Source organism: Sinosporangium album, assembly GCF_900100605.1.
GTDB lineage: Bacteria > Actinomycetota > Actinomycetes > Streptosporangiales > Streptosporangiaceae > Sinosporangium > Sinosporangium album.
Genome location: NZ_FNCN01000012.1, coordinates 120,237 through 138,766, shown reverse-complemented (window position 1 = coordinate 138,766; position 18,530 = coordinate 120,237). Strand labels below are relative to the sequence as shown.

General features: G+C 67.8%; 15 protein-coding genes. 4 read left to right on the top strand and 11 right to left on the bottom strand.

Annotation, left to right across the window (positions count from 1 at the left end; all coding sequences use genetic code 11):
- Positions 1-91 precede the first annotated feature (91 nt).
- Positions 92-1,900, bottom strand: a complete 1,809-nt coding sequence (locus BLQ73_RS15025) for an ABC-F family ATP-binding cassette domain-containing protein (RefSeq protein ID WP_093171064.1) — start codon at positions 1,898-1,900, stop codon at positions 92-94.
- A 196-nt stretch (positions 1,901-2,096) separates the two neighbouring features.
- On the opposite strand from BLQ73_RS15025, the gene BLQ73_RS34845 reads away from it, so the two are divergent.
- Positions 2,097-2,603, top strand: a complete 507-nt coding sequence (locus BLQ73_RS34845) for a DUF3817 domain-containing protein (RefSeq protein ID WP_338056630.1) — start codon at positions 2,097-2,099, stop codon at positions 2,601-2,603.
- A 98-nt stretch (positions 2,604-2,701) separates the two neighbouring features.
- Here the strand turns inward: BLQ73_RS34845 and BLQ73_RS15015 are convergent, their stop codons facing one another.
- The 9 genes from BLQ73_RS15015 to BLQ73_RS14975 all read right to left on the bottom strand — a co-directional run bounded on the left by BLQ73_RS15015 (position 2,702) and on the right by BLQ73_RS14975 (position 12,421).
- The gene (locus tag BLQ73_RS15015; RefSeq protein WP_093171062.1) at positions 2,702-3,604 is read right to left on the bottom strand and encodes a 4-(cytidine 5'-diphospho)-2-C-methyl-D-erythritol kinase; all 903 of its coding nucleotides are present in this window, start codon (positions 3,602-3,604) and stop codon (positions 2,702-2,704) included.
- A 441-nt stretch (positions 3,605-4,045) separates the two neighbouring features.
- The gene (locus tag BLQ73_RS32430; RefSeq protein WP_176955464.1) at positions 4,046-4,504 is read right to left on the bottom strand and encodes a C40 family peptidase; all 459 of its coding nucleotides are present in this window, start codon (positions 4,502-4,504) and stop codon (positions 4,046-4,048) included.
- A gap of 1,625 nt (positions 4,505-6,129) precedes the next feature.
- Entirely contained in the window at positions 6,130-6,438 is a 309-nt protein-coding gene (locus BLQ73_RS15005; RefSeq protein WP_218125864.1) for an NUDIX hydrolase, read from the bottom strand.
- Between the two features lie 151 nt (positions 6,439-6,589).
- Positions 6,590-6,775 (bottom strand): HAD hydrolase-like protein, encoded by a 186-nt coding sequence (locus BLQ73_RS15000; RefSeq protein WP_093171059.1) that lies wholly within the window; start codon positions 6,773-6,775, stop codon positions 6,590-6,592.
- A 34-nt stretch (positions 6,776-6,809) separates the two neighbouring features.
- On the bottom strand, positions 6,810-7,220 hold the full coding sequence (locus BLQ73_RS14995) for a DUF7144 family membrane protein (RefSeq protein ID WP_218125863.1): 411 nt from the start codon (positions 7,218-7,220) through the stop codon (positions 6,810-6,812).
- 149 nt (positions 7,221-7,369) lie between these two features.
- Entirely contained in the window at positions 7,370-8,215 is an 846-nt protein-coding gene (gene rsmA / locus BLQ73_RS14990; protein ID WP_218125868.1) for a 16S rRNA (adenine(1518)-N(6)/adenine(1519)-N(6))-dimethyltransferase RsmA, read from the bottom strand.
- Positions 8,216-8,366: 151 nt separating this feature from the next.
- A complete protein-coding gene (locus tag BLQ73_RS14985) occupies positions 8,367-9,227 on the bottom strand; it encodes a TatD family hydrolase (RefSeq protein WP_093171056.1) in 861 nt (286 codons plus the stop codon).
- Between the two features lie 122 nt (positions 9,228-9,349).
- A complete protein-coding gene (gene metG, locus BLQ73_RS14980; RefSeq protein ID WP_093171055.1) occupies positions 9,350-11,131 on the bottom strand; it encodes a methionine--tRNA ligase in 1,782 nt (593 codons plus the stop codon).
- A 27-nt stretch (positions 11,132-11,158) separates the two neighbouring features.
- Positions 11,159-12,421 carry a glycosyltransferase gene (locus tag BLQ73_RS14975; RefSeq protein WP_176955463.1) on the bottom strand — a complete coding sequence of 421 codons (1,263 nt, stop codon included), beginning with the start codon at positions 12,419-12,421 and terminating at the stop codon, positions 11,159-11,161.
- 102 nt (positions 12,422-12,523) lie between these two features.
- On the opposite strand from BLQ73_RS14975, the gene BLQ73_RS14970 reads away from it, so the two are divergent.
- On the top strand, positions 12,524-14,074 hold the full coding sequence (locus BLQ73_RS14970) for a hypothetical protein (protein ID WP_176955462.1): 1,551 nt from the start codon (positions 12,524-12,526) through the stop codon (positions 14,072-14,074).
- A 1-nt stretch (position 14,075) separates the two neighbouring features.
- Here BLQ73_RS14970 and rsmI read toward each other — a convergent pair whose 3' ends face one another.
- Positions 14,076-14,954 (bottom strand): 16S rRNA (cytidine(1402)-2'-O)-methyltransferase, encoded by an 879-nt coding sequence (rsmI, locus tag BLQ73_RS14965; protein ID WP_093171054.1) that lies wholly within the window; start codon positions 14,952-14,954, stop codon positions 14,076-14,078.
- Between the two features lie 223 nt (positions 14,955-15,177).
- On the opposite strand from rsmI, the gene BLQ73_RS14960 reads away from it, so the two are divergent.
- On the top strand, positions 15,178-16,695 hold the full coding sequence (locus BLQ73_RS14960) for a dolichyl-phosphate-mannose--protein mannosyltransferase (RefSeq protein WP_093171133.1): 1,518 nt from the start codon (positions 15,178-15,180) through the stop codon (positions 16,693-16,695).
- Positions 16,696-16,809: 114 nt separating this feature from the next.
- Positions 16,810-18,069, top strand: coding sequence for a hypothetical protein (locus BLQ73_RS14955; RefSeq protein ID WP_093171053.1), 1,260 nt, complete (start codon positions 16,810-16,812; stop codon positions 18,067-18,069).
- Positions 18,070-18,530: the final 461 nt, after the last annotated feature.

The window sequence follows — 18,530 nt, the reverse complement described above, 5'->3', positions numbered from 1 at the left end:
GAAACTCATGAGCCGAGAGGGCGGCGTGGAGATGGCGCCCTGACGAGTGCCGAGCGCCGTCGCCTGCCGCCGGACCTTCGCCGACGCGGCCTTAGCCGCCGAGGCGTTCGGCGATCTCCAGCCACTCCAGCTCGACGAGTTCCTTGTCGGCCGCGATCTGCTTGAGCTCGGCGTCCAACGAGGCGAGCGCCGCGTAGTCGCTACCGGTCTCAGCCATTTTGGCGTGGATAGTTCCTTCCCGCTGGCCGAACTTGTCAAGCTGGCGTTCCAGCCGGGACAACTCCTTGCGGAGGTCGCGTTCTTCCTTGGCCGAAAGTCCCGACGCCTCGACCGGGGCGGCGGCCTGCTGTCCCGGTTCGGCCGTCTCCGTCGCTCCAGAGCCGGCACGAGCCGTCAATGCTGCCCCTTGTGAACGACGTTGGAGGTATTCGTCCACCCCACCGGGAAGAAACGCCAGCTTGCCATCGCCGAGCAGCGCGACACAGCGGTCGGCCACGCGCTCCAGGAAATAGCGGTCGTGGCTGACCACCAGGAGCGTGCCGGGCCACCCGTCGAGGAGGTCCTCAAGCTCGTTGAGCGTCTCGATGTCCAGGTCGTTGGTGGGCTCGTCAAGGAGCAGGACGTTGGGCTCGTCCATGATCAGGCGCAGGAACTGCAGGCGGCGCCGTTCGCCACCGGAGAGGTCACCGATGACCTTCCACTGCGCGTCGCCCTTGAAGCCGAGCCGTTCGAGAAGCTGCGACGCCGTCCACTCCCGCTTGCCGACCTTGACGTACTTCCTGACCTCTTCAACGACCTCCAGAACCCGCCGATTCTGATCGAGCTCCATCAGCTCCTGCGAAAGGTGGGCAAGCTTCACGGTCTTACCCTGGACCATTCGCCCGCTGTCGGGCGCAACGGAACTCGACAGCAGTCGGAGCACCGACGACTTGCCCGAACCGTTCACACCGATCAGGCCGATGCGGTCGCCGGGCCCGAACTGCCACGTGCACCGGTCCAGCACCAACGGCCCCTCGGCGGGCCCACCCGCGTGCAGCGTGACATCTTCGAGATCGAAAACCGTCTTCCCCAGCCGCGCCGAGGCGAACTTCACGAGTTCAACGGTGTCACGCGCCGGCGGCTCATTCGCGATGAGCGCCTGTGCCGCCTCGATGCGGAACTTGGGCTTGCTGGTCCTCGCGGGCGGTCCCCGCCGCAGCCAGGCGATCTCTTTGCGCATCAGGTTCTGGCGGCGCTCCTCCGTCACCGCCGCGATGCGCACCCTCTCCGCCTTGGCCAGCACATAGGCCGCGTAGCCGCCCTCATAGCGTTCGACCCGCCCGTCGACGACCTCCCACGTGCGCGTCGACACCGCGTCCAAGAACCAGCGGTCGTGCGTCACAACCAGCAGAGCCGACTTACGCGCCGACAGGTGATCCGCCAACCAGGCGATCGCCTCGATGTCCAGGTGGTTGGTCGGCTCGTCAAGGATGATCAGGTCGTGCTCGTCGATCAGCAGTTTGGCGAGCGCCGTACGCCGCCGCTCCCCACCCGAAAGCTCACCCGCCCGCGCGGACAGATCGATGTCACCGAGCAGATTCGCCAGAATCTCCCGAACCGCCTGATCGCCGGCCCACTCGTGCTCAGGGCGATCCCCCAGCACGATGTCCCGTACGGCGGCAGCCGGATCGAGCAGGTCCCTCTGCGCGAGGAACCCCACCCGAAGCCCCCTCGTGTGGGTGACCCGCCCGCTGTCAGGTTTGACCGCTCCCGCCACCAGCGAGATCAGCGTGGTCTTGCCCCCGCCGTTACGGCCCACGACCCCGATGCGCTCCCCCGCCAACACCCCGAGGGAAACCTCACTGAGCAGCGGCTTCGGACCATAGGCGTGGGAGACGGACTCCAGATTGACAAGGTTCATCGCCGGATCAGCCTACCGGCCTCCCGCACACGAAATCTCAGCCCAGATCCGCTTCTGCCCCAATCCACCTCCTCTCCTGGCACCTCCATCACATTCAGAAGTCCGCACCCCGCTCTCTCGGCGCTCGCTCAGCGCCACCCCACAAACCCGATCAAAGTGAATCTCACCCATCCGCCGAGACATCGCAGGTGGAGACATGCCAGCCGCAGGACAGGAGGAACCGGACCCTTTACCCCGTCGAATTCTCATATCGCTATCAAGACGTCGGACCTCGTCAGCCGGTGCAACGCCACCGCCGAAGCGGGGACCGGCGCATAGGCCCCATAGGGTGGGCTCGGCTCTCCTGTTCCCAGTGAAAGGTGTCCCTGTGCCTCCCGCCTTGCGTATGTTCCGTTATCTCGCGATTGCTGAAGCTTGCTCGTGGGCGGGCCTGCTCGTGGGCATGTTCTTCAAGTACGTCGTCGTCGGCAACGACATCGGCGTCAAGATCTTCGGCCCGATCCACGGGGCGCTGTTCGTGGCCTACGTGGTGGGCGTGTTCCTGGCGGCCAGGGTCGCGGGGTGGCGGCTGGGCACAATCGTGCTGGGTCTGGTGTGCGCGATTCCTCCGTTCACCTCCATCTGGTTCGAGCGGCGGGCGTTCAGGCGCTACGGCGCGGCTCAGACCACCGCGACCGAGGCCCCGGTCACCAGCCGAAGCTAGTTGACTCCCTCCCGGTCCTAAAGGCCGGGATTCCAGCGGGCACTCCCGCTCGGGCTAACCCCGGCCTGAAGGCCGGGGCCTGTGCCCCTCGAACTCGGTCACACCACCACCGCGCCGGGGACAGGGCCCTCGGCGGTTACCACCGCCCGGCAGACTCCGGCGGCTTTGAGGGAGACCGCCAGATCGGTCGCGTGCTCCTTCGACCCGGCGAGGAAGGCGCACGTCGGTCCCGAGCCGGAGACGATGGACCCCAACGCACCGTGTTCACGGCCGGCGTCGAGCGTGCGAACGAGGCGGCTGCGAAGCATCAGAGCGGCGGGCTGAAGATCATTGGAAAGCTCCGGCCCCAGAGCCTTCGGGTCGCCTATGCGGAGCGCCCGGAGGAGGTCTTCGTTGACGGCCGGCCAGCCGACCTTCTCGCCTGTGGCCTGCCGGATGCGATCACACTCGGCATAGACCTTGGCCGTCGACAGCCCACCGTCAGCCAAGGCGAACACCCAATGGAACGTCCCACCTGCCTCGACCTCGGTGAGCCGTTCGCCTCTGCCGGTGCCGACTGCTGTGCCGCCCAGCAGCGAGAACGGCACATCGCTGCCAAGCTCGGCCGCGAGCTCCATGAGGTCGGCCATGGGCAACCCCAGTTTCCACAGTTCGTTGCACGCCACCAGGGCACCGGCGGCGTCGGCGCTGCCGCCCGCCATCCCTCCGGCCACCGGGATGGTCTTGTGAATGCGCAAGGACACCCCGGGACTCCGGCCGGCGTGGCGCGCGAGCAGCCGCGCCGCCCGCACCGCCAGGTTGTCGTCGTTCACAGGAACCTGGTCGACAGTGTGGCCCTCCACCCTGATGGTGACGGAATCGGATTCCTCCGCGACGACCTCGTCAAAGATCGACACAGCGTGGAACACGTTGACCAGATCGTGGTAGCCGTCATCCCGAAGTGGTCCCACCGACAGTTGCACGTTGACCTTGGCCGGGACCCGCACCTTAACGGAAGTCATCCGCCCTCCACCGCTCCTCATCTGTTAATGGACCCTGTTGTTGAACTGGGTGCTGACTCACCATCAGACACCAGCCCTCCCGCCCTTCGGCGACCTGCCCCATCTCAAGGCCAGGCAGACCACATCTACCTCAGCTACCCATAATCCTCACCAATTCGACGTTGAGCCCGACGCACGCGTGTGATCACCGACGATTACGGCTCCCCCGCTTCCTTCTGCTTCCGACCTGCTTCCGGTCAGCTTCCGGTCGGCTTCCGAATCGCTCCGGCTGTGGCACGGACTCTGGCCGACGCCGCCATCACGCACACCCTCCTTGCGGGCTGTCCACCACGCGATCGTCGACGTGGTCGCCATAGCGCGCTCACCCGCCCCCGAGTCGGCACCGCCCCACGGCCCCATCGGCCGGGAATCACCGAAAGCCCACAGCCCACGATCCCTGGCTCACGGACGAACAGCGCCGCGATAGCGGGTCCGATAGTAGGGCGACTTCAGAAAGTCGGTCTTCTTCACCACGTCACCGGACTTCGGAGCATGAACCATCACCCCGTCGCCGAGATACAGCCCGACATGCGTGGGATCGTTGAAGCCTCCCCCGAAGAAGACGAGATCACCTGGGCGCAGCTCCGCCGTCGAGACGCGGCGCCCCTGTCGGAACTGGGTGCCGGTGTAGTGGCCGAGCCGTACGCCGGCTTTGGACCAGGCGTGAAGGACCAGCCCCGAGCAGTCGAAGCCCACCGTCTCCCTGCCCGAGCCGATGCCCTTGGTGGGGCCTTCGGGCGATCCTCCACCCCATGAGAAAGGCGTGCCGAGCCGCTGCAGGGCGGCGTTGACCGCGATCTGGCCGCGTTCGATCTCTGTGGCCGTCGTTCCACGGGGGCTTTCCTTTCCGCCTGCGTCCACGGTGTCTTTCGGGTCTGAGCTCTCCCTTGGCTCCGAGCTCTTGGACGGAGAAGACGGATCCGGCTTGGGCGTCGTCAATCCGGCATCAGCGCCCGGAGTCGGCTCTGTTGCTGACCTCCCTGTCCCCGACCTCTCAGTCGCTGCCCCCGCTGTTGTCGGGCTCCCCGTTGTCGGGCTCCCCGTTGGCGAAGCCCGTGGTGTGTCCCGGCTGCGCGAGCCTGGGTCGGCCGCCTCCGACGGTAGACCGTGGAAGCCCGATGTCCGCGGCTGAGCCAGGCCCGGCGGCGTTTGCCGCCGATCAAGATCGTGGCGACCCATCCAGCGTTCCTGCACTCGTGGCCCTCGCCACCAGCGATCAGACGGCAGTACAGAGAACCACCACTCTTCGGAGAAAGGCGTAACCTCGGACGACCTCCCTGCGCCTGTGCGTTCTTCCCCGAGGTCATGGGAATCGCCGAAGCGCTTCCACCACTCGGGTGGCCACCACCCTCCCCAAGGCTCGGAGCCCGCTGGAACGCCGCTCCGCACCCAGGACGACCCCACGCCGTAGGCCATGGAGCCCTTGTCACCGCCAGACCCCGACGACCCAGCGCCACGATCGGTCAACGGCCATGGAGCGGATCGATCGACGGTCGGCCGGGAAGACGGCTCCTCACGATCGGCCACCCGATCCGTCCGAAAGCCTCCTGCTTCACCGATGCCTACGGGGTCCGCCGCCGAGGAGGACGCTTTCTGGACCAGATCGATCCGATCCGATTGATCTTTTGACGAGGGATCGAGTTTCGCGCACGCCCATCCCGGTAGGGACAACACGACCCGGGCAGCAGATCGATCGTCCGGAACGTCTGGTCGTATTGCATCAAGGATTCGGTGTCTTCCATCGAAGCGAAATTCGCGTGCGGGGGTTCCTCCTCGTGCGATCTTCTTGAGCGCGGCCCAGGAGGCCTGAGGGAGCAGGATTTCGCGATGACACGAAACCGCCGCCGAGGCCGCCCTTCCGAGATCCAGGCCGCCATTAACGCTTCCCAGAGCCGCAAGCACGCCGCTCCCCACGGTGACCCACATCAGAGGTCACCCCAAATCAGGCAACGCATATGCGTGTTCACGAAAGCCTCCCACGTCGTTGTAGCGAAACGACGTCAGGATGCCTTCTAGAACACACGCCTCGTGTAGCCGAACCCCATTCTGTGGATAACTGAACTCCCCCGGCCCCACAGAGCTCCATCTGTGGATAACGAAGGCACCTCGAAGACCTGCACAAGGCGATAAGAACTCATATCGGCGTATCCGCAAAGCGCATCACTGAGGAGACTGGGCGTCGCCGTACGCATCAGGTACATGCGGCATGGCGATGATGTCCGAACTGCCTTCCTCCCTTAGGAGGCGAGACTCTCCGCCGCGAACAAAGCGGACCGCGGCCGTGCTCGACAGTCTGGTCGGCAGTCGTTGGCGAAGGGGGCGCAGAGCGGACGACGTCGCCCTCACAGCCGGCCAGAGCTCGCGTGCCTACCGCACCCCATGGTCATCGGGCTGAGGAAGCCGAGACAGGAACACGGAACCGCACCGAGGCGCAGGCGGGAGCCGTACCGGGGGCGTTCAGCTCCGCCTGCGGCGAGGCGGGCCGGTTACAGAGCGGGGAGCTTGGCGGCCAGCTTCGGTGTAGGCGCGTTGGCGAAGGACCGCCAGGCGTAGCCCTCGACTTCTTCGGCCTGGAGCACCACCTTGGGCTCGGCAACCCGGAACGCCCAGCGGATGTCGGCGTGCCAGTGCTCCGGCTCACCCTTGGCCGGATTGGCGGGGATGAGGTGAATGTCGATGTCAATGGGGGTGAGGTTCTGGCCGGGCGGGCTGACCGCGCCGTCCCAGGAGATGCCGGTCTCCTCCTCCAACTCCCGCAGGGCGGCGAGCATCAGCCCGTTGTCCTCGGGCTCCAAGCGCCCGCCCGGCAGCAGCCACCGCCCGAGGGCCTTGTGGTGGGTAAGGGCCTTTACGCCGTGCCAACTACTGCTTCCTTCCGCTCACCCCAACCCTAGTTGGGGAGCTGTCCGGAAGATCTAGGGCACCTCACCAGTGCCTGGGACCGCCTCAGGGGCCGCGCCGGATGAGCGCGGTGCGCATGCCCGCGGCTGCGACCGACCGGACGTCGTTGTCCAGGCGGTCTCTGACGTACAGGGTCTTCTCAGGTACGAAGGGCACGACCTCGGCGACTTTGAAGAACTCGGGGTCCGGCTTGGCCGTACAGGCGTCTCGGCTGGGAGGGGGCGGGACCATGACCGTGACGGTTCCGCCCGTCCTTGTGGCGGCGCTAGTAAACGTCTTGGCGTCTGATCGTGAGCAGCGCCCAGATGACGAAGATGTCCACGGCGATAAGAACAATGGACCACAACGGGTAGAACGGTATGAACAAGAAGTTCAATACCGCGCTGATGGCCGCCAGAATGACGCCCAAGACCCTGGCCCAGGTTTGTCCGAGGAATAGACAGATGCCGATGATGAACAGGAGGATGCCGAGGATCAGGTGGACCCATCCCCAGCCTGTCGTGCCGATGGAGTAGATGTAACCCGGCTGCACGACGAAGAAGTGGCCCTGGAAGATCGCCGCCAGGCCTTGCAAGAAACTCCAGATTCCCAGCACGACCAGGATGGTTGCCGCGAACATGGTGCCTCCGAGGGCCCACGCGGTGCGTGCTCCTCCGCCGCTGGTGTGCGTGCTCATGTGCCGGCCCCCCGGTGGCGCAATGCCGGTCTCCCCCACGCAGACCAGCCCTTATTTGGACATAATTCCCAAATCGCCCCATCGGAAACGCCGATCGCGGCGCCCGGGAAACGGATACCTTTTTTCAGTATTTTTCCGGGAAAACCCCGTTAAACACTTCGGCTTTCCGCGATCCTCGCGAAATCCTCAATGGCCAACTGCTCACCCCGGGCCCCCGGGTCGACGCCCGCTTTGCGGAGGGCTTCTTCGGCCAACACAGGACTGCCCGCCCACGTGGCGAGGGCGGCCCGCAGGGTTTTGCGCCGTTGAGCGAAAGCCGCATCGACGACGGCGAAGACCTCGTTGCGGGAGGCGGCCGTGGCGGGGGGCTCACGCCGTACGAGGGACACCAGGCCGGAGTCGACGTTGGGCACGGGCCAGAAGACGGTGCGCCCGACGGGGCCGGCTCGGCGGACGTCGGCATACCAGGCGGCCTTGGCCGAGGGGACGCCGTAGACCTTCGATCCCGGGCCGGCGGCGAGACGGTCGGCGACCTCGGACTGGACCATGACGAGGCCCCGTTGGAGGCTCGGGAGCACGTCGAGGAGGTGGAGGACGACGGGCACCGAGACGTTGTAGGGGAGGTTGGCGACGAGCGCCGTGGGCTGGGCCTCGGCGGGGAGGTCCGCGGAGGCGATGCGGAGGGCGTCGTCGTGGATGACGGTGAGCCGCTCGGCGTACGGCCCGGCGTGGTGGGCGACGGTCTCCGGGAGTTGGGCGGCGAGCACGGGGTCGATCTCGACGGCGATCACCCGCTGCACCTCGGGGAGGAGTGCGAGGGTGAGAGAGCCGAGCCCCGGGCCGATCTCGATGACGGTGTCGTGCGGGGTCACCTCCGCCACTCGAACGATGCGCCGGACGGTGCCGGCGTCGATCACGAAATTCTGCCCAAGCCGCTTAGTCGGCCGAAGATCAAGCTTTTGGGCGAGATTTCGGATCTCAGCTGGCCCGAGCATGCTCACAGTCGCTCTCCTCGTCGTCTTCCATCAGTGTCTCTCAACGTTTCTCAACGTTTCTCAACGTCTCTCAACGTCTCTCAGCGTCACCCGGCACCGGCCGCGACCGGGCGGCCACCGGCCCGCCACGCGCTCCCCGCAGTGGGCAGTGTCACCAGGCGCCGAAGGCGGTCTCTCCGTTGGCGCTGATGGCGCGGCACAGGTCGTCGGGGTCGAGCCCTTTGACCTCGGCGAGGCAGCGGAGCGTCAGCGGGATGAGGTAGGGCGCGTTGGGCTTGCCCCGGTGGGGAACGGGGGGCAGGTAGGGCGCGTCGGTCTCCACCAGGAGGAGTTCGACGGGCGCGACCTTGGCGGCCTCACGCAGGTAGCCGGCGTTCTTATACGTGACCGGACCCGAGAAGGACATGAAATATCCGGCTTCGGCGCACTGCTCGGCCATCGCCGCGTCTCCCGAGTAGCTGTGGAAGACCACGACGTCCGGCGCTCCCTCATCGGCCAGGACCTTGAGCACGTCGTCGTGGGCGTCCCTGTCGTGGATCACCAGCGCCTTGCCCGTGCGCTTGGCGATCTCGATGTGGGCCCGGAAGCTCGCGTGCTGGTCTTCCTTGGCGGCCCAGTCGCGGAAGTAGTCGAGCCCGGTCTCGCCCACCGCCCGCACCTGCGGGTCGCGGGCGAGCTCCTCGATCTCGGCGAGGACCTCGGGGGTCGCCGCGTGGGCCTCGTTGGGGTGGATCGCCACACCGGCGTAGATGTCGCGGTGGTGCGTCGCGGCGTCGACGCCCCAGCGGGAGGAGGCGAGGTCATAGCCGATGGTGAGCAGCCGGGTCACCCCGACCTCCCGCGCGTCGCGCAGGATGTCTTCCACGGTCGCGGTCGCGGCCTGGGCGGCGAGCGCGACGGGGTCGCCCGAGGACGCCTGACGGTTGCCGACCATGATGTCGAGGTGGCAGTGGCTGTCGAACACCTCGGCGGCGAGCGGGACGGGCCTGGTCGGCGGTTGTACGGGAGTCACCGAACCAACTTAGCGGCACCAGGTGAACGCCGCGACGAAGAAGAGGCCGGGGGGCGAGCGGCGAGGGCGTGCACCCCCGGGAGAAGGCCGCGGCGGCGCGGTGTCTCCGCGCCGCCCGCGGCTCAGCCGCCGAGGCGGTCGAGCTCCTCATCGACGATCTTGGGGTCGAGTTTGGTGAACAGCCGGGCCGGCGGAGCCAGCGGAATGCCGGCCTTGATCGGGCGGTGCTCCCAGCGGGCGTTGTCGCGGTAGTCACCGGTGATGACCGGGTAGGACGAGCCGCCTTCCTCGTCGACCTCCTGGATCTCGGGCATGCCCGACCAGACGCCCTCGCCGCCCAGCATGGAGTGGACCTTGTTGGAGGAGCCCGGCAGGAACGGCGTGAGCAGCGTCTTGGCGTCGTCGACGACCTGCAGGGCGACGTGCAGGATGGACCCCTGCCGCTCCGGGTCGTCCTTGATCTTCCAGGGCTCCTGCTCGGCGAGGTAGCGGTTGGCCTCCCGGACGACCTCGAACGCCTCGGTGACCGCGTTCTTGAAGCGGGACCGCTCAAGCTCGGCGCCGACGTTGGGGAAGGCGGCGCGGGAGCGCTCAAGCAGCGCCCGGTCGGCGTCGGTCAGGTCGCGGGCCTCGGGGACGCGGCCGAAGTTCTTGGCCGCCATGGAGATCGACCGGTTGACCAGGTTGCCCCAGGCGGCGACGAGCTCGCCGTTGTTACGGTTGAGGTATTCGGACCAGGTGAAGTCGGTGTCCTGCGTCTCCGGCCCGGCGACGGCGATGTAGTAGCGCAGGGAGTCGGCGTCGTAGCGCTCAAGGAAGTCACGAACGTAGATCACGACCTGGCGCGAGGAGGAGAACTTGCGCCCCTCCATAGTCAGGAACTCGCTGGACACGACCTCCGAGGGCAGCTCCAGCCTGCCGAGGGAGCCGGCTGTGCCGTTTCTCGCGCCCTCGCCGTTGTAGCCGAGCAGCATGGCCGGCCAGATCTCGGCGTGGAAGACGATGTTGTCCTTGCCCATGAAGTAGTAACCGCGGGCGTCGGGGTTCTGCCACCACTGGCGCCAGGCGTCGGGGTCGCCGGAACGGCGCGCCCACTCGATCGACGCCGACAGGTAGCCGATGACCGCGTCGAACCACACGTAGAGGCGCTTGTCGCCTCGGTCGCGCCACCCGTCGAGCGGGATCGGCACACCCCAGTCGAGGTCGCGGCTGATCGCGCGGGGCTGGATGTCGCCGAGGAGGTTGAGGGCGAACTTGAGCACATTGGGACGCCAGTCGCCCTGCTTGCCGCGCAGCCAGGTGGCCAGGACCTCGGAGAAGGCGGGCAGGTCGAGCATGAAGTGCTCGGTCTCGACGAAGATCGGCGTCTCGCCGTTGATGCGCGACACCGGGTTGATCAGGTCGATCGGGTCGAGCTGGTTGCCGCAGTTGTCGCACTGGTCGCCGCGGGCACCGTCGTAGCCGCAGATGGGGCAGGTGCCCTCGATGTAGCGGTCGGGCAGGGTGCGGGCGGTGGACGGGGAGATCGCCCCCATCGTGGTCTTGGGGAAGATGTAGCCGTTCTTGTAAAGGCCGAGGAAGATCTCCTGCGCGACCGCGTAGTGGTTGAGCGTGGTCGTGCGGGTGAAGAGGTCGTAGGAGAGGCCGAGGGCCGTGAGGTCCTCGGCGATCACCCGGTTGTAGCGGTCGGCGAGCTCCCGGGCGCTGAGGCCCTCTTTGTCGGCCTGCACCTGGATGGGCGTGCCATGCTCGTCGGTGCCGCTGATCATCAGCACCTTGTTGCCCGCCATCCGCTGGTAACGGCTGAAGATGTCGGACGGCACCCCGAATCCGGAGACGTGGCCGATGTGGCGCGGGCCGTTGGCATAGGGCCACGCGACGGCGGTCAAGATGTGCTGGGACATGGTGCAAGCCTAAGGGCCGCCGCGCACTTACCTCGACCGGATCGGGTCTTCCTCGGGCTCGGCCGCGGGGCGGGTCACCTCGGGGTCCTTGCTCACCGCCTCGGCGGCCTCCTCCGCCGCGGAGGCGGCGATGTCCACCGGGGTCTCGCGGGTGCGGCGGATGCCGAGGATGCTGATGAAGAGCGCCGCGAAAATCGTCTGGAAGCTCATGATCAACGCGGTGGCCGAGGGGACGACCAGACGCAGCGACTCACGCGGATTGAGCTCGCCGAAGCTGCGGACCTGCCAGTGGACCAGTGAGGCCACAAGGCCGATGAGGCCGGCGAGGGCCAGCAGGCCGCCGAGGACCAGCCCCTTCTCCAAGGTGATCACGTCGACGAGCCGCTTGATCCTGCGGTCGGGGGGCAGGAAGCCCTCCTCGGCCGCGTAGACCTTGGTGAAGAGCGCGAACAGCACGGCTTGGAAGCCGATCACCACCATGGCGGAGGCGCCGACGAGGGTGTCGACGTCGAACGCCAGCTCGCCGATCTCGACGGGTCCGAACGTCAGCGCGGCGCCCGCGATGAGGCCGAACAGCATGAGCGCGAGGCCGGGGATGAAGAACAGCCAGCGCGGGCTGTAGAGCAGCAGGAAGCGCAGGTGGCGCCATCCGTCACGCCAGGAGCGCAGGTGCGGCGGGCGAGTGCGGCCGTCGGGCGCGAGCGTGGTCGGGACCTCACGCACGTCGAGCCCTTGAAGCGTGGACTTGACGACCATCTCGCTCGCGAACTCCATGCCCCCGGTCTGGAGGCCCAGCTTCAAGATCGACTCGCGCCGGAAGCCGCGCAGACCGCAGTGGAAGTCACCGATCTTGGACGGGAAGAAGAGCCGCCCGACGAAGGACAGCACGGGGTTGCCGAGGTAGCGGTGGAGCGGGGGCATGGCCCCGGGCGCGATGCCGCCCTTGAAGCGGTTGCCCATCACGAGGTCGGCGCCGTCGCGGAGCTGCTCGACGAACGGCAGCAGCCCGGTGAAGTCGTAGGAGTCGTCGGCGTCACCCATGATCACGTAGCGTCCGCGCGCCGAGCGGATGCCGCCCATCAGGGCGTTGCCGTATCCCTTCTCGTCGACGTGCACCACCCTCGCGCCCGCATCGCGCGCGAGCTGCTGCGAGCCGTCGGTGCTGCCGTTGTCGGCGATGACCACCTCGCCGTCGATCCCGTGCTCTTCCATGCAGGCCAGGGCCTTGCGCACACAGGTCTCCACGGTCTCCGCCTCGTTGAGGCAGGGCATGACCACGGTCAGTTCCACGTCTCGACCCTTCACTCCAGCCGGCTATCAGCCCGACCCATCATGCCGAATGGCAGGCCGTGCTCGGGTCAAGACCACCAAACGCCTGGCATCCTGTTAACCATGGTTGGCGTTGCTGAACTCCCACGACTCGACGTGGCCGAACCAGCTAAAGGGGCGCGATTCAGGTCCTGGCTGGTACGGCACCGCGTGTTCGTGGCGGCCATGGTCGTCGGGTCCGCACTGCGCCTGATCACCATGCTCGGGTTCGGCCCGGCCCTGTGGTTCAACGACTCCTATGAATACGTCTCGGTGGCGCTCCACCCCGAGCGGCCGCACCCGATCCGCCCCAACGGCTACGGCTTTCTTCTGCTGATCTTGGAGCCATTTCACAGTTTTACCCTGATCGTTTTTCTTCAGCACGTGATGGGCTTGGCGACGGCCGTGCTCGTTTACGCACTGTTGGTCAAACGTTTCGACCTGCCGGGCTGGGGGGCGACGCTCGCGGCCGCGCCCGTGCTGTTCGACGCCTACCAGATCCAGCTTGAGCAGCTCGTCATGTCGGACACGATGTTCACGCTGCTCGTGGTGGGCGTCGTGACGCTCGCGCTCTGGAAGCGGCGCATGTCGTGGAAGGTCGGCGTCGTCGTCGGCCTCATGCTCGCGCTGACCGCGCTGACGCGCTCGATCGGCCTACCGATCCTGGCCCTGGTCGTGGCCTACCTCCTGCTGAAGCGGGCCGGGTGGCGGCCGGTGGTGGCGGTGCTGACGGCCACCGCGATCCCCGTCGTGGCGTACATGATGTGGTTCAACAGCGCCTACGGCAAGTTCGCGATGACCAACAGCGACGGCCTCATCCTCTATATGCGCACCTCGGTCTTCGCCGACTGCAAGAAGATGGAGCTGGAGCCGGACACGATCCCGCTGTGCGTGCAGGAGCCCGCGGCGCAGCGCAAGCCGTACTCCCAGTGGTATCTGTGGGGCTACGGGTGGGGCGAGGTGCTCCACCGGTTCGGCCCGGGCAAGTTCAGGGAGCTCAACAACGAGGCCGGCAACAAGTTCGCGCGGGAGGCGATCATGTCGCAGCCTCTCGACTACCTTGGCGTGGTGGCGCGCGACTTCATGCGCTCCTTCCACTGGGGGCGTCCCGTCTTCCCCGATCCGAACACCTTCAACCTCTACGAGTTCCCGGCCCCCGACGCCCAGGACCGCGTGCGCGTCGTGCCGCTGAAGAACTGGCCGACCTACAAGGGGTGGGCCGACACCGACGCCTTCGCCTACGAGCAGGGGCCGCCGGCCACGCGCGTCACCAAGCCCTGGGCCGACATCATGCGCTTCTACCAGGACGTGTTCTACCTGCGCGGCATCATGCTCGGCGCGATCCTGCTCATCGGGCTGTACGGCGTGGCGGCGCGTTGGCGTGGTCTCGGCGGCCCGGTGCTCCTCCCCTGGCTCGCGGCGGTGGGCCTTCTCCTGGCTCCGGCGGCGACGGCCGAGTTCGACTACCGCTATCTACTGCCCGCCATACCGCTGGCCTGCATTGCCGCGGCCGTGACGCTGCGGCACGGGGGCCGCATGCCCTGGCCGCTCCGCCTGTGGCGGACGCGGGCCGCCAAGCACGCCAAGAGCGTCAAGGGCCCCCGAGAGAACCGACAGGCCGCCAAGTCCGCATAAATCAGGTCTTGTGCCCGTCGGTACTGTGCCCAGCGCTTCTGTGCCCAGCACCTCTGTGCACCACGTCGTACAACTCCCGCTTCGGCACCCCGGCGGCCTTGGCCACCTCCACGATGGCCTGCTTGCGCGGCACGCCCGCCTCCTCGCGCCGCGCCACCTCGGCGGCCAGGCCGTCGAGGTCGGCGGCCAGAGCCTCGGCCACGTGGCCCGCCACCACCACCGTGATCTCGCCCTTGACCCCGGGCTCGGCCCAGGCGGCCAGCTCCGCGAGCGGCCCCCTGCGTATCTCCTCGTAGGTCTTGGTCAACTCCCGGCACACCGCGGCGCGCCGGTCGGCGCCGAAGGCGGCGGCCATCGCGGCCAGTGAGGCCGCGAGCCGGTGCGGCGCCTCGAAGAACACCATCGTGCGCTCCTCGTCCGCGAGGGCGGCGAGCCTGCGGGCGCGGTCGCCGGTCTTGCGCGGCGGGAAGCCCTCGAAGCAGAAGCGGTCGCTCGGCAGGCCGGACACTGCCAGCGCCGTCGTGACCGCGGAAGGCCCCGGCAGCGCGGTGACCGGGATGCCCGCCTCGACGGCGAGGTGCGTCAGGCGGTAGCCGGGGTCGGAGACACCGGGCATGCCCGCGTCCGTAATGACGAGGACGGTGTCCCCCTCCTGGAGCGCGGCGAGAAGCTCGGCCGCCCGCCCCGCCTCGTTGGCATCGTAATAGGACACAACACGGCCGTTCACCACCGCGCCGATGTCGACGGCCAGCCTGCGGAGGCGGCGCGTGTCCTCGGCGGCGATCACATCGGCGCTCTCCAACGCCTCACGCAGCCGGGGCGAGGCGTCACCCACCTGTCCAATGGGCGCACCGGCCAGCACCAATCTGCCTTCTGTCACGTCCCCATCTTTCCGTACACCGACTTTGACAAGCGCATGGCCGTGGCCAGGGTAGGGGCGGGGAACTCTCCCATTTGCCGTGTTTTCCAGGGCCGCTTTCCTAGCTGGCCCGTACGATGTCCGGGTGGCCGTGACCGATTCCAAAAACCAGGCCCCCAGCCGACCGGAACCGCTGAAGGAGCCCACATCCTTGGGTTCCCTGCGCGACCGGCTGGTCCCGCCCATGCCCAGGGGCGCGCTGTGGGGATGGCTGGGACCGTTGCTGGTCGCCGCCTTCGGCGCGTTTCTCAGATTTGACCGCCTGGGCAAACCCCATGCGGTCATGTTCGACGAGACGTATTACGCCAAGGACGCCCTCTCGTTGATCACCTTCGGCGTCGAGAAAGTCTCGATCAAAGACGCCGACAAGCTGCTCATCAATGGCGACACCTCGATCTGGCAGCAGTGCGCCGCGACGGAGCTGGACAGGTGCGCCTCCTACGTGGTCCACCCGCCGCTCGGCAAATGGCTGATCGGCGCGGGTGAGTTGATCTTCGGTGCCACCCCCTTCGGCTGGCGCTTCTTCGCCGCGCTCCTGGGCGCGCTGTCGATCCTCATCCTGGCGCGGGTGGCCCGCAGGATGACCCGTTCGACGCTTCTGGGCTGCCTCGCCGGGCTTCTGCTGGCTCTGGACGGGCTCCACTTCGTGCTGTCGCGCACCGCGCTGCTGGACATCTTCCTGATGTTCTTCGTGCTCGCCGGGTTCGCGTGCCTGGTCGTCGACCGGGACAAGTCCCGGAGCCGTCTGGCCGGCTGGTATGACACGTCGCCGCTCAGCGACACCGGCCCGTGGCTCGGGCTGCGGCCCTGGCGGCTCGCCGCCGGCGCCTTCCTCGGCGCGGCGGTGGCCGTCAAGTGGAGCGGCATCTTCTTCCTCGTCGCCTTCGCGGTGATGTCGCTCATGTGGGACGCGGGGGCGCGGCGCGCGGTCGGCCTGCGCAAGCCGTACGGCGGGGTGTTCGAAAAGGACCTGCCCACCTGGCTGGGCGCGATGGCGGCGCTGCCCGCCCTCGTCTACGTGGCGAGCTGGGCCGGATGGTTCGTCAACGAAGGCGGATACGGGCGCAATTGGGGTCAGGCGACGTCGGCCGGCCCCGCCTACTTCGTCTTCGACTCGCTGCGGTCGTGGTGGAGTTACCAGTGGCAGGTGCTGACCTTCCACACGGGGCTGGAGGCGCCCCACAACTACGAGTCGGAGCCGTGGACCTGGCCGCTGCTGCTGCGGCCGGTGGCGTTCTTCTACGAGTCCAAGCCCAGCGGGTGCGGCCCGAGGGGCTGCTCGGAGGCGGTGCTCGGGGTGGGGACGCCCGTGATCTGGTATGCGGGCGCCGCGGCGCTGGTGGCGATGATCGCGTGGTATGTCGCGACCAGGGACTGGCGGGCCGGCGCGGTGCTGCTGGCGTACGGCGTGGGCTGGCTGCCGTGGTTCTACTTCGCGATCGCCGACAACCGGACGATGTTCCTGTTCTACATGATCCCCGTCGTGCCGTTCATGATCCTCGCGCTGGTGCTCGCGGCCGGCTTGATCATCGGCCCGTCGGCGGCGCCCCCCAGACGCCGGGTCCTGGGCGCAGCGGCCGTCGGCGCGCTGGCATTGCTCGCTTTGATCAACTTCTGGTATCTCCACCCCGTGCTCACAGCGGAAACCATTGCCTATGACGAGTGGTATGCGCGCATGCTGCTCAAGGGCAACTGGATCTGAGACCGGGATACACCCCCATAGACGTTGATTCGTAGGGTAGACACCGTGGACAAGCCCATAGATGCGGCTTTCGGTCATCGTCAGACCCGGGTTCCGTACGGCAGACTGCGGGGCATGCCTGCACCGGACGTCGCCGCGCTGCTCATCGAGCTGGAGCGCTCCGATCCTGACGCCGTCGACGACGCCACCACCGCCGTCGAGTGGCTCACCGGCGGAGAGCCGCTGGAGACGATCACTCAGCTCGACGTGTGCGAGTTCCTCTGGTACACGCTGCCCCTCAAGGTCGGCGGAGACCACACCGCCGTCGCCGGGGCGCTCGGGCTGCTGTTCACGCTCGGCGGCATGGACAGATACGCGGCGCTCTGCCACGCGCCGACCACGGCACGCATCCTGCGCACCTACGCCAAGGACGGCGAGGAGGCCGGTGCCGCCGCCTACCACGTGGCTCTCGACGCCACGGGCGTCCTCCCCCCGGACACCCCCGCCCTGCAGTGGAGTTCGATCATGGGCCCGGAGGAGCACGGCGCCCACGTCGCCTGCTCCGCCGCTCTCGAACTCGCCATCGTCTCAGGAGAGCTCCGGCCCGGCTCCCCCGCCTGGAAAGAACACCGCGAAGCCCTCACCCACCGCTGGCTCACCGCCGCGCGCGCCGAACTCGGCGGCGACAACTGGCTGCACCGCGTCCACGGGGAGCGCCTCAACCGCTGGGTCCTCGGCCGGGGCGCGGCACGCCGCGAGCTGGCCCAGCCGTTCGAGGTACGGCTCCACGCCCCCATCCCGGTTCCCGGCGGCGATGTCCTCGCTCCCCTCGCGTGGCTGCTCGACCGCGCCCGCGCGGGCGGCCTGCCGCTGACCCGGGAGCAGCGCCTCGCCCGCGCCGTCGTCTCCGAGGCGGCCCAGGCCCTCGGTTCGCCTCCGGATCTCGACACCCTTGTCGATGTCGCCGTGAACGGCCTGCAAGCGCTCAAACGTGCACGACGCCGACTGGAGATCACTCCGGAGGGGCTGGGTCTCCTCTCCGACCACGGACTGCTCTGGGAGGCCGCCACCGCCGGCCTCCTTTCGCAGGGGGCTCCCGACCTGGAGCTCGCCGCCGGGGAGGCCGCGCTTCTCCTTCTCGCCGAAGGCGGCGCCTTCACCGCCGACGGCCTGCGCGCCGAGGTGGCCGCCGTCATCGGCGCGGACGAGTGGCCGGCGACCCCTTCACGTGACATCACCGGCGCCCTCACCCGCCTGTCCCGACGTCTCGACGCCTTCGGCATGCGCGTCACCGACGACGGCCTGACCCGGCTCACGGACATCGGCCGCAGCGCCGCCCTCACCGCGCTGCGGACCCACGCCCTGCGCCCGCGGCAATACGTCAGCCTGAGCTAGTCGCGGAGAATGTCTCCTCTCCCGAGAAAACGACATCGGTAATTTCGCCTAGGCATACACGGATGGTTATTTCCGCAGGTCATAACGATTGCGCGGCGTCACCGGCGTGTCCGTGACTCGAAGCGGCCGCGTGTGTTCAAATCAGATTCCCGCTGGGAGCATCTCGCGATGCGGATATCCAAGCCGCGCTGCCACGTCCTGGCGAGGGGGACGTGGCGGCGCCCCGCCCCCACGAACCCCCCGACATCACACCAGCTCAGACGGCCGGCCCCGCACCGATCCCGATGCGAAACGCGGGCACGCCTCACCAATCCGCATTCACATCTGAGAAACGTGCGACGTGGATGCCTGTCCGCCGAGACCTGCGGTGACCTTTAAGAGCCTTTTGAAGCCTGAATGCCGGTGAGGAGATAGCCGGGGCTGATCGGGAATGTGCCGTCCCAGTCGTCGGGTGTTCAGCT